The organism is Pseudomonas sp. R4-15, from assembly GCF_055768815.1.
In genome coordinates, this window is the sequence record NZ_CM147293.1 from 4441405 (window position 1) to 4455628 (window position 14224).

Consider the following 14224-nt stretch of genomic DNA (forward strand, 5'->3'; position numbering starts at 1 on the left):
TCAGGCCGCAGCCGCTTCGTGACTGTGGCAATTCTTCGGACAGACCCGAGAGCAGGACATGCAACCGATGCAGTCCATGGCGTCCTGTACCGTCATCACCATCATCTCGTCGTCATCGTCGAAGTCGTCATCGTCCTCGACCACGCTGCTGCGCTCGACCAGCGTGAACACGTCACGCGGACAGACCTTGTAGCAACGCCCGCAGCCGATGCAGGTCTGCGCGTTCACGGCGGTGACGAATTGCGGCGTCCACTCGGCGCCGCCCCGGGTGCGCCCGGTGATCATGCTCATGGGGTTATCTCCTGGTATGGGCTACGGTGTCGTATTGCTGGCCGCTCGGGCGGCTCTCTGTGCGGCGCCGGAGGCGCGCTGTACGCAGGGCGATCAGGTATTCGCTCGACGGGACGCCCGGGCCGTGACCCGGGCGCGGCCCGGCACATCAGGCGCTCGCCGCGTCCAGCCGGCGCTTGGCCTCTGCCCAGGCCTGGCAGGCCTCGAGGGTCTGCCGGGCCAGTTCGGGCAACTCGCCGTAGGCGCTCCACAAGCGGTCCTCGACCAGATCGTGCACCTGCGAAGCCCACTCGGTGGCGATGCGTTTCTTCTGGCTGACTTCCTTCTGCAGCACCTTAAGTTCTTCGTCGCTCATCTGCTGTCCCTCAGAGTTCGGCTACGTTGCGGTTTTCCTGGACCAGCAGCGCGGCCTTGTCGACCAGCTTCTGCGCATCGAGCGCCAGCGCGTCGAGCGAGTCGAAACCGAAGCGGTGCACGTCACGCAGGGTGCGATCCAGAGCAACCAGCTTGCCGACCAGGATCAACGCGCGGCCGAAGCCCTCGTGGGTGATGTTGATGACTGGCACCGCGAGCAGCCCGGTCTGCTTCTCGAGCAATTGCGCGATGGCGTTGTAGAACGCCTTGATCCGCGACAGCGTGGTCTCGTCCGGATCGCCGACCACCGGGATCGCCTTGCGCCGGGCCTTGGTCAGCACCAGCGGATCGAGCACACGGGCGTCGCTCCAGGTGTCGTAGGTGCCGTAGCTGTCCATGGCGCGCAGTTGCACCACCATCTGCCGGATGATCGGCAGCTGCAGCGCGGGATCGTCGTCCTGTACGACGCTGGGCTCTTCTTCGACCTGAAACATGGATTTCCTCCTTAAGGGTTGGGTCACTCGTCCCAGGCTTCGGCGGCCATCGCGTCGAAACGCCGGCCATCGCTGCCCTGGGTGCGGCGGATAGCCTTGGCCAGCCAGGCCGAGGGGCCTTCGCGCAGTTCCTGTTGCAGGGCCTGCAGCAATTCGCCGATGACCGCGCCATCGGCGACCTTCACCGGCTGCACACCGGACGCCAGCAGTTGGCGTACCGCCGAGGCACCGCAGGCGCGGCAGTACACCGCGATGCAGCCTTCGAGCAGTTCAAGCCGCGCGATCAGCTTGTCTTCGTTGCCGTCCTGCTCGTCCTCGCCGAACTCGGCGACCGAGAGCACCTGGGCGTGCTCGGGGTCCACGCCGTAAATCACGAACGCCTTGGATGAGCCGAAATGCTGGTCCACCGTGCTGCGGTCGGCCGAGGCGAAGGCGACCTTCAACAAGCTGCCGGGCTCCTCGTCGAGCACCTGCAGTTGGCGGGTCATGCTGGACATGGCTAGTGCCTCCTTGGCGCGGCCTCGTCGGCCGGCTTCTGTGCATAGATCGAGCGATAGGGCGCGAGGCCCTGGTGGTGTTCGGCGAGCAGATTGGCCAGGTCGAAGAGCGCCTGGCAGGTCCCGCGGTAACCGCACCAGGTACGCCCGAAGCCGCCGAGCAGGTCGTATTGCGGGAAGCCGATGCGCAGCAGCGGCACGCCCAGCCGCTCGGCGCAGGCCAATGCGTGGCTGTTGCCCAGCAGCAGTTGCGCACCGCCGTTGCGGGCATCCTGCTCGAGATCCTCGAGATCGCCGATGCGGATGCTCGCCAGCGGCGATGCGCTCAGCGACGCGGCCTTGGCCGGCGTGACGGCGGCCACCACCCGTGCGCCCATGCCGCGCAGCAGGCTTTCGAAGCCGAGCAGCAGGTCGCCATCGGCGCCGATGCCGACCGCGGCGTCACCGAGCAGGAAGTGGCAGTCGAGCATGGCGTCCTGTAACTGCCGGCGCTGACGTTGCAGGCGTGCCGGCACCGGCTCGCCACTGATCGTCGCCAATGTGGTGAGCCAGCGGTCGATCTCGTCCAGGCCCAGCAGCAGGCCGAAACGATGGTCGGGAACGCCGCTGCGCGCCGCCAGGCTGTCGGCCGCCGCGTGCAGGCTCGGACCGACCACCAAGGTGGCGATGCTCTGCCCGGCGCTGGCCAGCTCGGCGACCTGCAGGCCGCCAGTGGTCAACGGGTTGAAGGCGTTGTCTTCCAGGTGGCCGTCGAGGCTGCCGGACAGGTCGGGAATCAACAGCGGCCGCAGCCCGAAGGCCTCGATGCTCTCGGCGACGAACTCCAGGTCCCCCGGCGTCAGGCTCGCCGAGCAGAGCACGTTGACCTGGCGTGGACGCCGGCCGACCTGGCTGCGGTCCTCGGGCACCAGCGCCTGGATCAGCGCATTCACCGCCGCGGCAAAACCGGACTCGAAGCTGCCGCTGAAGTCCGGGGTGTTCACCGGGATCACCGCCACGTCCCTGAACTCGTCGTACTCGGCGCGGAAGCTGTGCAGCGCCTGGCCCAGGTCGCAGCCCTGGGTCTCGGCAAGTGCGGTACTGAGTACGCCGATCACCGCCGGCTGCTGCTTCTCGCAGATCACCCGCAGCGCTTCGACGATGTTCTCCTGGGCGCCCATGATCGCGCTGACCTGCTCCATGGCGGTGGTCTGCAGCGGTACCGGTTCACGGAAGTGGCGGACGAAGAACACCTTGGCGAACGCGGTGCAGCCCTGCGAGCCGTGCAACAGCGGCATGCTGCGCGCCAGGCCGAGGAAGGCCAGCGCCGCGCCCATGGTCTGGCTGGCCTTGAGCGGGCTGACCGCCAGCGCCTTCTTGCGATTGAGCAGTTCGGCCATGGAGCCTCCTAGAGAATGCGATGGGCTTCGCGCACCGCCTCGGCGGGCGCGGCGGAGGATGGCGGCGATGCCTCGGGCGTCGCCAGGCTCTGTCCGGCGGCGAGCGCCGGGCCCCAGGGCGCGGGACGGCGCAGCGCCGCCCAGATCGGACTGTCGATGGTCAGGCACAACTGGCGCACCAGCTCCAGCATGCCGTCGTAACCGGCGTAGCCGAACTCGCGCTCCTGGTTGATATCGAGGAACGGCACCCGCCCCTTGAGCGCGGTGTAGAGGTTGCGACCGCCGGCAATGAGGATGTCGGCACGGTAGTCGGCGACGGTTTTCAGCAGGATCCGCGGGTTGCCCTCGTCGAGCATCTTCACGTCGTCGCCCATCAGTTCGCGGATGCGCGCCTTGTCTTCCTCGGTGGACTTCTTGGTGCCGGTGGCGACCACCTTCATGCCCAGGTCCTGCAGCGCGGAGATCACCGACCAGGACTTCACTCCGCCGGTGTAGAGCAGCACGCGCTTGCCGGTGAGGCGTTCGCGCCAGGGCTCCAGCGCCGCGCGGATGCGCGTTTCCTCGCGTTCGATCAGCGCTTCGGTGCGCGCCGTGAGGTCGTCGTCGCCGATCAGCCGGGCGAAATCGCGCAGCGCCTGGGAGGTGTCGGTGATGCCGTAGAAGCTGCCTTCGAACCAGGGCGTGCCGTAGCGCTCCTGCAGCTTGCGGGCGACATTGAGCATGGCCTTGGAGCAGACCATCATGTTCACTTCGGCGCGGTGCATGCTCTGCACCTCACGGAAACGGGCGTCGCCGGAGAGCGTGCAGAGCACGCGAATGCCCAGTTCGTCGAGCAGTGGCAGGACGTGCCAGAACTCGCCGGCGATGTTGTATTCGCCGATCAGGTTGACGTCGTGCACGCGAATGCCCGGGCGCTCGCTGGCGGGCGGCAGCGGATCGGGCTCGCGGGTGCCGATCACGTACTTGAGCATGGCCTCGCCCGCGATGCGGTTGCCGAGGTTCTTGGTGCCATAGAAACCGGCGGCGTCCACCGGCACGACCGGCGTACCGAAATTCTCGGTCGCCGCCTTGCAGATGGCATCCACGTCGTCGCCGATCAGCGCGGGCACGCAGGTGTTGTAGACGAACACCGCGGCGGGCGAGTAGGTCTCCACCGCCTGGCGGATGGAGTGGAACAGGCGCTTCTCGGCACGCCCCATGATCACGTCCTGCTCGGACAGGTCGGTGGTCATGCCGATGCGGTACAGCGTCGGCCCACTGGAGCGGGTGCCACGGTTGTCCCAGGAGCTGCCGGCGCAGGCGATAGGACCATGCACCACGTGGGCGACGTCGGCGATCGGCAGCAGGGCGATCTGCGCGCCGTCGAAGGCGCACCCACCGTCAGTGGCACCGGGCTTGGCCTTGGCACAACCGGACTTCTCCTTCTTGTTGTGCTCGCAGGCGGGCTCGTCGAGCAGTTCGGCTATGTCCTTGGACTTCATCGCACGCCTCCAGATCAGGCTTTCTCATCAAGCACGAATGTCCGACTGCAAGCCGCATACCACTCAGCAACTCATTGAATTAAAATAGATTTCAAGGAATCCGCGTTGTAGCAAAGCGCCCCGCCTGTAGGCTTTGCAACAGCCATGGGGCGCATCTGCGCGGCTTTCGCGACAGCCCGTTCAAACGTCCGAGACCCGCGCCATCTGCTGCCGCGCGGCAATGGCCGCGAGCACCTCGGGATCGTGCTCGTCGAGTCGCTGCAGGGCTTCCAGGGGCGCGTGCTCCACCGCCGCCAGGCGCACCGTCCAGTCGGGATCGCGCAACAGATCGAGGACATCGTCGCCACACAGGCGCTGGGCGACGATACGGCGGATCTCCGGCTCCGGGTCCCCCGCCATCAGGCCCAGGCTCTCCAGCGGCAGGCGCTCGGCGACGCGCTTGCGCACCTGCCGGTCCTCGTCGCGCATGAAGCGGAACAGGCGTCCGGGCGCGATACGCTGGACGACGTAGGCGCGCACCAGGTAGTCGCGGTCGGCGGCCATCTGCTCCAGTTGATCGGCGGGCAACCGATCGGCGACGGTGATGCGGACCTCGCGGTCCTCGTCATGCATCATCGCCGGCAACTGCTCGCGCGGCAGCCGGTAGGCCACCGCACGGCGCACCGCCTCGTCCGGGTCGCGCATCAGCGGCTGCAACGCATCCAGCGGGGCGTAGCGCACGGCGATGGCACGTCGCTCCCAGAACGCGTCGGCGAGAAAGCGCACCGCGAGGTAGGGGTTCTGGAGAAAGAAGCGGTCGATCTGGCGTCCGCTGTCCACGGCCACGCAGGCATCGCCCGGCTGGCAGCGCCCGGCCAGCAGCAGGGTGCCACGCAGGTCGCACTGGCGACAGTCGGCCAGCGGAGTGAGGTCGGTTTCGTCGAGCATGGGCGCTACTCGACGACGACTTCGGCGAGCACGATGCCCGAGGCGCTCTCCGGGTCGTTGGTCAGCACCGAACAATGGTCGCTGGAGTTGACCAGGTAGAGGTTGAAGGTGTCTCGCTGTACCACCGGCTTGGCGTTCACCACGATGTCGTCGTCCATACACCAGGTGAAGTGCACGCCCGGATGCGCACTGCGCAGTTCGGCGATGAGGGTCTCGCCCAGCACGCCGTTCTCGGCACGGGCAACGACGGCGTCCAACAGACTCTGCTCGATCATGGCAATGCTCCTCTATTCCTCGCCCCGCAACAGGCGGGGCCTGGGCCGGGCCACCACGGCGGGACCGGCGGGTAGTTCGACTTCCTCGGCGTGCACGAAACGCACGCGTTGCGCCGGGCCGGCGCCCAGCGCCTTGGCCAGCCAGGGCGGCGGCGTGCTGCCGAGCAGGCGACACAGGCTCTGCGCCGCCTCACGCGCGGGCTGCGGCGTGCCGACCTGGATCGGATGCACGCCGGCGCGGATCACCCGCGCGGCGGCCGGCCCGCCGATGCTCAGCGCGTAGAGCATCTGGCAGTCGGCGACCAGTTCGGCGCGGCGCTCCAGGCGGTCCTCGCCCTGACGCAGATGCCCGGCCTCGCGCAGGGCGACCAGGCGCACCGTGCAGGGCGTGACCTGGTAGATGAGAAAGCGCGCGCAGCTGCTGTAGCGTCCATCCAGGGCCTCGCCCTCGTCGGACGCGCAGGCGATGCGCACCGCATCCACCGGCAACGCTTCCTCGGGCACCGGCAGCGGTACCGGCGGCAACTGCACGCCACGCCCCTTGAGCAGGCCGATGGCCCGCTGCAGCTGGCGTTCGCGCTCGCTCTCAGTGCCCTGCAGCTGCGTTTCCAGGCTGCGCCGCAGGCGCGCCAGGCGCAGGCGAGCCAGGCGCGCCTCGCTCAAGGGTTCGCCGAGCAGATCGATCAGCACGTGCAGCAAGCAGGCGTTGTCGACGCCCTCCAGCTCGCGCACGGCCAGTGCCACGCGCAGCGCGATGTGCGGCGGCAAGGGCGTTTCGGCCGGCGCGGCCATGGGAATCAGCCCTCGCCTGCCCGACGAGCGCGCAGGGTGGTCGGCAAGCTGGGCGGGGTGTCCAGCGGCTCGATGTAGTAGCTGGAGCCATCGCCCAGCTCGACGGTGCCGCCCCAGCGCTCGGGGGTGTCGTATTCCAGGGAAACGACGGTTTCCTCCAGGTCCTTCTTGGCGATGTAGAAGGTCAGTTGGCCTTGGGCATTACGGCGGATCATGACACTGGGCATGGGAGGCTCCGTCTGACGAAAAAGGGTCCGCCGATCCGGCCGTGCGGGGCAGCCGGATCAACGGACAGGGTGTTGCCCAGGCGAGGGGGCGTCTGGGCAAACTCCGAAAAATGGCAGGTGCCCAGCCGGGACAGGGTCGACGGGCGCGGCTTGATTTCCACCGCCCCGTCCCGGCCGGGCATACCTGGGGTGCCCGGCTTAGCGCACCAGGTCGTAGTTGTAGTCGGTCACCTGCATGCCACGGGTTTCCTCGTCGAGGCGCTCGAGCACGGCGTTGACGATGGTGGTGAGCATCTGCATGGCGCCTTCGTAGCCGAGCGTGGTCTGGCGATGCAGGTGGTGACGGTCGAAGATCGGGAAGCCGAGACGGATCAGCGGCACCTCGAACTCCTTGCCCTTGTGCAGCGTGTCGCGCTGGATGAACTTGCCGTAGCTGTTGCCGATCATGAAGTCCGGCTTGTCGGTGAAGACCAGCGAACGCAGGTGCCAGAGGTCCTTGCCGATGTACACGGTGGCACCCTGGCCGTAAGGCGAGGCTTCCAGGACCGCTTCCATGGCTTTCTTCCAACGCTTGTTGGCGTTGTTGCACAGCACATGGGTGGGTTCGGCACCAATTTCCATGAGGAACTTGGCCATGCCCATGACGAAGTCCGGGTCACCCCAGAGGGCGAATTTCTTGCCGTGCAGCCAGGTGTGCGAGTCGGTCATCATGTCGACCAGGCGACCGCGCTCCTTGTCCAGGCTCTCGGGGATCGGCTGACCGGTGACTTCGCTGACTTTCATCAGGAATTCGTCGGTCCAGTCCAGGCCCATCGGGATGGAAAGCTTGGGTACTTCGTGCTTCCAGGTGTTCTCGATGAACTTCTTGCTCTTCTCCAGGTGCCAGGGCTGCAGCAGGAAGGTGGTGTAGGCGTTGGGCGCGTCCTTCATCTCCTCCTGGGTGGTGCCACCGGCGTACATGCGGAACTTGCCGTCAGCCGGCGTATCCAGCACCTCTTCCGGATCGGAGAGCAGGCTGAAGCCGACATCCATCTCCTTGAGCATGCGCTTGATCACGCGGAAGTTGCCCAGGTAGGTCTCGAAGCCCGGAACGATGTTGACCTTGTGGTTGCTGCCAACCACCTTGTCTTCCATCTTGTTCAGGGTGAAGTAGCGGGCAATGCCCTCGAACATGTTGTCCCAGCCGGTGACGTGGCTGCCGACGAAGCTCGGGGTGTGCGCGAACGGTACCGGGTAGTCCTCGGGGATGAAGCCTTCCTTGCGCGAGTTGCCGATGAAGGCGTTGAGGTCGTCACCGATGACCTCGGCCATGCAGGTGGTGGACACGGCGATCATGTCGGGCTTGTAGGTGGCCTTGCAGTTGGCCAGGCCGTCCTTCATGTTCTGCTGGCCGCCGAACACCGCCGCATCCTCGGTCATGGAGTCGGAGACGCAGGAGACCGGCTCCTTGAAGTGGCGGTTGAAGTAGGTGCGGAAGTACGCCACGCACCCCTGCGAACCGTGCACGTAGGGCATGGTGTTCTCGAAGCCCAGGGAGCAGAGCACGGCACCCAGCGGCTGGCAGGCCTTGGCCGGGTTGATGGTCAGGGCCTCGCGCTGGAAGTTGAGTTCCTGGTACTCCTGGGTGGTGGTCCACAGGAAGGTCTCGTCGATCTTCTCCTGCGGGTGCTTTTCTTCGAAGTCGTCACGCTTGCGCGCGAGCATGTCCTTGTATTCGTCGTCGCGGAACAGCGGATAGCTGGGCTTGATGTTGTCGACTTGCTGGCTCATGACACTCTCCTTCGCCTCACTCATGCGTTACGGCGATATCTGGATGCCGGCAGCGGGCGTCACCGCCCGCCGCGGGTCGTTTCACGGTGTGTGGATCAGGCGCTGGCGGCGATCTTCTCGTCGGCCTCGGCCTTCTGCTGCCAGGGAGCCTGCAGTTTTTTCCAGCACGGGTTGTTGAGGGTCATGTCCATGTCGCGGGCGAAGATGGCGAAGCCGTCGAAGCCGTGATACGGGCCGGAGTAGTCCCAGGAGTGCATCTGGCGGAAGGGGATGCCCATCTTCTGGAAGATGTACTTCTCCTTGATGCCGGAGCCGATCAGGTCGGGCTTGACCTTCTTCACGAACTCTTCGAACTCGTAGCCGGTGACGTCGTCGTAGAGCAGCGTGGCGTCACCCATTTCCTTGAGCGTACGGTCGTAGTCGTCGTTGTGACCGAACTCGTAACCGGTACCGACCACTTCCATGCCCAGGTCTTCGTAGGCGCCGATCACGTGGCGCGGACGCAGGCCACCGACGTAGAGCATCACGCGCTTGCCTTCCAGGCGCGGGCGGTACTTGGCGACCACCGCTTCCCACTCGCTGCGGTACTTCTCGATGACTTCTTCGCACTTGGCCTTGATGTGGTCATCGAAGTGCTCAGCGATGGCACGCAGCGACTCGGCCGTCTTGGTCGGGCCGAAGAAGTTGTATTCCATCCACGGAATACCGTACTTCTCTTCCATGTGCCGCGAGATGTAGTTCATCGAGCGGTAGCAGTGCACCAGGTTGAGCTTGACCTTGGGGGTCAGCTCCATCTCCGAGAGGGTGCCATCGCCGGACCACTGGGCGACCACGCGCAGGCCCATCTCTTCGAGCAGGATGCGCGAGGACCAGGCGTCACCGCCGATGTTGTAGTCACCGATCACCGCCACGTCGTACGGCGTGCTCTGGAAGCTGGTGTCGTCGTCACGCTTGTCCAGCACCCAGTCACGGATGGCGTCGTTGGCGATGTGGTGGCCCAGCGACTGGGACACGCCACGGAAGCCTTCGCACCGCACCGGCACCACAGTGGTTTCGTACTCGGCGCCCTTCTTCTTGGAGACGGCTTCGATGTCGTCGCCGATCAGGCCGATGGGGCACTCGGACTGCACGGAGATACCCTTGTTCAGCGGGAACAGGGTCTGCACTTCGTCGATCAGCTTAGAGAGCTTCTTGTCGCCACCGAAGACGATGTCCTTCTCCTGGAAATCCGAGGTGAAGTTCATGGTGACGAAGGCGTTCACCCCGGTGGTGCCGATGTAGTAGTTGCGACGGCCGGCGCGGGAATACTGGCCGCAACCCACCGGCCCGTGGGAGATGTGGATCATGTCCTTGATCGGCCCCCACACCACGCCCTTGGAGCCGGCGTAGGCGCAGCCGCGGATGGTCATCAGACCCGGCTGCGACTTCTTGTTGGAGGTGATGCATTTCTTCGACTGCGACAGCTCCGGGTCGTTGGCCGACAGGTGCTTGGCGCGGTCCTTGCGGGCCTTCTCGGGGTAAACCTCCAGGACTTCCTGGATGAGGGATTCAACCTCTTCGCGTGACATACCGGACATGGTATGGCTCCTCTTGCACTGCGTTCGTCTGCGGGCAACGGACGCCGCGCCTGTGCGCGGCGGTCCGACAGGGCCCATCCGCCCTGCCCCGTCCTTGGGGGCCTTGCGGCCCCGGCACTGCTATCAGGCGGTCGCCTCTTCGGCGGCGGTCTTGCCGACGATGGTGAGGTCTTCCTCATCCATGATCCCGAACTCCATGAGCAGCGCTTCGAGCTCGTCCATGGTCACCGGGGTCGGAATGATCATCTTCTTGTTGTCGATGATCTTCTGCGCCAGGGCACGGTACTCGTCGGCCTGATGGGCGTTCGGGTCGTACTCGATGACGGTCATGCGGCGGATTTCTGCGCGCTGCACGACGTTGTCACGCGGTACGAAGTGGATCATCTGGGTGCCGAGCTTGTCGGCCAGGGCGATGATCAGCTCGTCCTCGCGGTCGGTGTTGCGGCTGTTGCAGATCAGGCCTGCCAGGCGCACGCCGCCGGAGTTGGCGTATTTCACGATGCCCTTGGAGATGTTGTTGGCCGCGTACATGGCCATCATCTCGCCGGAGCAGACGATGTAGATTTCCTGGGCCTTGTTCTCGCGGATGGGCATGGCGAAGCCGCCACAGACCACATCACCGAGTACGTCGTAGAACACGAAGTCCAGGTCTTCCTCGTAGGCGCCTTCCTCTTCGAGGAAGTTGATCGCGGTAATCACACCGCGGCCGGCGCAACCAACACCCGGCTCAGGACCACCGGACTCGACGCACTTGATGCCGCCGTAGCCGGCCTTGAGCACGTCTTCGAGCTCGAGGTCTTCCACGGTGCCGGCCTCGGCCGCCATTTCCATGATGGTGTTCTGGGCCTTGGAGTGCAGGATCAGACGGGTGGAGTCGGCTTTCGGGTCGCAGCCGACGATCATCACTTTCTTGCCTTTCTCGGCCAGAGCGGCGACGAGGTTCTGGGTGGTAGTGGACTTACCGATCCCGCCCTTGCCGTAGATGGCGCATTGACGCATAGCCATAGTCGAATTCCTCAGGTGTCGTTCCACTCGATGAGTGGCGAAGGCACGTAAAGCCGCGCAACGAAGCAAGTGCAGCCTTTGTGCCAGCGCCTTGCGAACATCCCAAGCAATTGATTTATAAATACTTAACTTGAAAAGCAGGCCCCCTTTGTCGGTTCGATACACGACAAAAGGCCTCGCCGCCCCTGTTGCAATGGCAACAAATCAACAACTTTTGTGAGGTTTTGAGGCCGACGACTGCGGATGCCGCAAAGGCTCAGTGCGCAAGGCTTGGCAGGCGGGCCGTGCGACTGGCGCGCAGCCCCAGCCAGGCATTGAGCAGCAGTGTCATCAGCACCAGCCCTCCGCCGTAGACGGTGGCCGCGGGCGGCCGCTCACCGAGCAGCCACCAGACCCAGAGCGAGCCGAGTAGCGCCTCGAGCAGGAAAAACAGCGCCACCTCGGCCGATGGCAGGTAGCGCGTGGCATTGCTCAGCAGGGCGGTGGCCAGGGGCATCTGCAACAAACCCATCAGCGCCAGGGCCAGATAGCTGCCCGGCGCCAGGGCGAAGGGCGTGGCCCAGGGCCAGGCGATCAGCGCCGCACAGCCCCCACCGAAGGCGATCAGCGGCATGCGGTCGACGTCAGGGTACCGGCGCAGCAGGGTCAGGTTGGCGCCCACCGCAGCGGCCGAAGCCAGCGCATAGACGTTGCCCAGCAGCCCCTCGCCACGCAGCGAGCCACCGAACACCAGCAACAGCCCCAGGCCGGAGAAGAGGATCGCCAGCCAGGTCCGCGTGGCGACCGCCTCTCGCAGGAAGCAGCGGGTGAAGCAGGCGGCGAACAGCGGCGCGGTGGTGAGGATCACCACCACGTTGGCCACTGCGGTATGGGTCACCGCCAGGACGAAGAACAGCGACACCAGCGCCTGCAGCACGGCGCTGGCGAGTACCACGGCAGCGTGACCTCGCAGGCTGCGCAGGCGCTCGCGGCGCCCGTACAACAGGCCCATGCACAGCGCGGTGAGGGCGCCGCGCCAGAACAGCACGCTCCAGCCATCGCTGGCCGCCAGGCGTACCAGCAGGCCATCGAAGCTCAGCACCAGGATGCCCAGTGCGGCCAGCGACAAACCCCGAGCGTGCGTCGTCATCGCTCGGACTCAGGCGCGCGCGGACGCATCGCGGGTGGCCAGACGCGAGCCCGAGCGGGCCACCCGCAGGCCTACGGCGCCAGCCAGCACCAGCATGCCGCCGCAGCCCAGTGCCAGCACGTAGCCGCCGAGGGTCGCCGACCGCGACAGACCATACTCGCCGGCCAGCGCCGTGAGCGTCTGCGCGTACTGCTGCCAGAGGAACACGCCGATCAGCGCGCCGGCGAGCATCGTGCACAGCGCGACCAGGCGCGTACCGCCCTCCCAGGACTGCAACTGTGCGGCGTCCGGACGATGCAGCCGCGCGAGGAAGTCGCGCTCGGCAGTCGTGACGCGGGTCAGGCGCGAGGCAAGGACGATCGCCAGCACCGCCGCCAGGGTGCTCAGCACCACCGGATGCAGGTACACCGGCAAGCTCACCCAGCCGGCCTGAACCGCCAGCGACAGTGCCAGGTTGCCGACGAAGCCGACCACCAGTCCCCAGCCAGCACCCGCGGCGGTGATGCGCCGGCTCCAGATGCTCATCAGCGCCACCGGCCCCCAGGACGAGGCGAACAGCGTGGCGGCGAACCACACCACGGCCATCACCGCAGGCGGCTGGAACAGCGCCAGGACGAAGGTAACGAAGCCGGCGGCGAGCACCGCCAGGCGGCTCGCACGCAGCGCCGCGGCTTCGCTGCGCGAGGCCGGCATGATGTCGTTGGAAATGCTGAAGCCGATGATCGAGAGGAAGGTCGAGCAGGACGACAGCCCGGCGGCGAAGACGCCGGTGAGGATCACCATGCCCAGCCAGGTCGGCAGCACGTTGAGCGCCGCCCAGACCATCGAGCGCTCCGGCGTCAGCTCGCTGCTGTAGAGATTCAGCGCCGCGCCGGTGAGCATCATCAGCGCGTAGAACACCGCCAGCGCCACCGCGGTGAGCATCGCCGAGCGCATCACCACATGCTCGTTGCGCGCCATCAGGTAGCGACTCGACTGCCAGGGGCTGGCAGCCAGCACCGCGGCCCACACTAGGCCCAGGGTGATGCCCCAGGTGGCCGCCTCGCCTTCGCTGGCGAAGGTCGAGCCCTCGCCCTGGATCACGCCGTGCCAGAGGGCGATGCCCGGCTTGTCGGTCTGTGCCAGCAGCCCTTCGATGACGCCGCGCCAGCCACCCAGGTCATCGATGATGTAGAGCGAACCGCCGACTGCGGCGAGGGAGAAGATGACGAACATCACCGTGTCGGTGAGCACCACGCCCGGCGCCCCGGAATACAGGATGAAGCCGGTGAAGGTCAGCCACACCAGCAGCAGGCCGAGCCAGTACGGCAGGTCGGTGAGTTCCTGGAACATGATCCCGGCGCCCTGCATCACCCCCAGCAGGTAGGCGCCCAGACCGAACACCGTGGTCAGCCCGGCGATGCGCTGCACCCCACGCGAGGCGAAGCGCTTGCCGAAGAATTCCGGCACCGTCAGCGCCTCGCTGCGGCGCAGGTAGCGGCCGAAAGCCAGCGCCCCGAGCAGACAGCCGGAGGTGCTGATGGCGGCGAAGATCAGCATCACGAACGGGTAACCCTGGTAGGCGAAACCGGTCTCGCCGAGGAAGGCACTGGTGCTCAGGTAGCTGGCCACCAGGGTACCGAGAATCAGGAACGTGGGGGAGTTGCGTCCGGCAACCAGGTAATCGTCGAGATGCTTGACCCGCCGACCGGCCCAATTGCCGATGAGAAAGTAGCCGAGCAGGCTGATGACGATCGCGAGGGTATAGGCCATGGGGGAGCTCTTCGTTCTTATATTGGCTCCGCCATCCTAAAAACTAGGCACGACCGCATTGTTCTAAACACGTCATGGAACAGGACAACTGCGACTCACGCCATCGCCCGTCGCCAAACTGCGAACGCCGACAACCCCAGCACCGCCCCCACCTCGGGCCGCTATCGTCATGCCGTGGCCGCTATGCAGCAGCCACCTGGCGCGGCCTCCGCCACCGGCAACAGCGGGAAGATCAGAACGCTTTTGCTCGTATCACGAGGAAACCGTAAGTGGA

General features: G+C 66.0%; 15 protein-coding genes. All 15 read right to left on the reverse strand.

The window, feature by feature from the left end:
- Positions 1-291, reverse strand: a complete 291-nt coding sequence (fdxB, locus tag ACYRGX_RS21400) for a ferredoxin III, nif-specific (RefSeq protein ID WP_473054430.1) — start codon at positions 289-291, stop codon at positions 1-3.
- A 148-nt stretch (positions 292-439) separates the two neighbouring features.
- Positions 440-646: a CCE_0567 family metalloprotein gene (locus ACYRGX_RS21405; RefSeq protein ID WP_473054431.1), complete on the reverse strand. Its 207-nt coding sequence runs from the start codon at positions 644-646 to the stop codon at positions 440-442.
- Positions 647-656: 10 nt separating this feature from the next.
- Positions 657-1139: a NifX-associated nitrogen fixation protein gene (locus ACYRGX_RS21410; RefSeq protein WP_473054432.1), complete on the reverse strand. Its 483-nt coding sequence runs from the start codon at positions 1137-1139 to the stop codon at positions 657-659.
- Between the two features lie 23 nt (positions 1140-1162).
- Positions 1163-1636 carry a NifB/NifX family molybdenum-iron cluster-binding protein gene (locus tag ACYRGX_RS21415; RefSeq protein WP_473054433.1) on the reverse strand — a complete coding sequence of 158 codons (474 nt, stop codon included), beginning with the start codon at positions 1634-1636 and terminating at the stop codon, positions 1163-1165.
- Positions 1637-1638: 2 nt separating this feature from the next.
- Positions 1639-3015: a nitrogenase iron-molybdenum cofactor biosynthesis protein NifN gene (gene nifN, locus ACYRGX_RS21420; protein WP_473054434.1), complete on the reverse strand. Its 1377-nt coding sequence runs from the start codon at positions 3013-3015 to the stop codon at positions 1639-1641.
- Between the two features lie 8 nt (positions 3016-3023).
- The gene (gene nifE / locus ACYRGX_RS21425; protein ID WP_473054435.1) at positions 3024-4496 is read right to left on the reverse strand and encodes a nitrogenase iron-molybdenum cofactor biosynthesis protein NifE; all 1473 of its coding nucleotides are present in this window, start codon (positions 4494-4496) and stop codon (positions 3024-3026) included.
- A gap of 180 nt (positions 4497-4676) precedes the next feature.
- The gene (locus ACYRGX_RS21430) at positions 4677-5423 is read right to left on the reverse strand and encodes a 4Fe4S-binding leucine-rich repeat protein (protein WP_473054436.1); all 747 of its coding nucleotides are present in this window, start codon (positions 5421-5423) and stop codon (positions 4677-4679) included.
- Between the two features lie 5 nt (positions 5424-5428).
- Complete coding sequence (locus ACYRGX_RS21435; RefSeq protein ID WP_473054437.1) at positions 5429-5698, reverse strand: DUF6129 family protein; 270 nt, start codon at positions 5696-5698, stop codon at positions 5429-5431.
- A 12-nt stretch (positions 5699-5710) separates the two neighbouring features.
- A complete protein-coding gene (locus ACYRGX_RS21440) occupies positions 5711-6490 on the reverse strand; it encodes a dinitrogenase iron-molybdenum cofactor N-terminal domain-containing protein (RefSeq protein ID WP_473054438.1) in 780 nt (259 codons plus the stop codon).
- Between the two features lie 5 nt (positions 6491-6495).
- Positions 6496-6717 (reverse strand): putative nitrogen fixation protein NifT, encoded by a 222-nt coding sequence (gene nifT / locus ACYRGX_RS21445; protein WP_473054439.1) that lies wholly within the window; start codon positions 6715-6717, stop codon positions 6496-6498.
- Positions 6718-6915: 198 nt separating this feature from the next.
- A complete protein-coding gene (gene nifK / locus ACYRGX_RS21450) occupies positions 6916-8487 on the reverse strand; it encodes a nitrogenase molybdenum-iron protein subunit beta (protein ID WP_473054440.1) in 1572 nt (523 codons plus the stop codon).
- Between the two features lie 95 nt (positions 8488-8582).
- On the reverse strand, positions 8583-10064 hold the full coding sequence (gene nifD, locus ACYRGX_RS21455) for a nitrogenase molybdenum-iron protein alpha chain (protein WP_473054441.1): 1482 nt from the start codon (positions 10062-10064) through the stop codon (positions 8583-8585).
- A gap of 123 nt (positions 10065-10187) precedes the next feature.
- Positions 10188-11084, reverse strand: coding sequence for a nitrogenase iron protein (gene nifH / locus ACYRGX_RS21460; protein ID WP_473056751.1), 897 nt, complete (start codon positions 11082-11084; stop codon positions 10188-10190).
- Positions 11085-11325: 241 nt separating this feature from the next.
- Positions 11326-12198, reverse strand: coding sequence for a DMT family transporter (locus ACYRGX_RS21465; RefSeq protein WP_473054442.1), 873 nt, complete (start codon positions 12196-12198; stop codon positions 11326-11328).
- A gap of 9 nt (positions 12199-12207) precedes the next feature.
- Positions 12208-13950, reverse strand: coding sequence for a sodium:solute symporter family protein (locus tag ACYRGX_RS21470; RefSeq protein ID WP_473054443.1), 1743 nt, complete (start codon positions 13948-13950; stop codon positions 12208-12210).
- Positions 13951-14224: the final 274 nt, after the last annotated feature.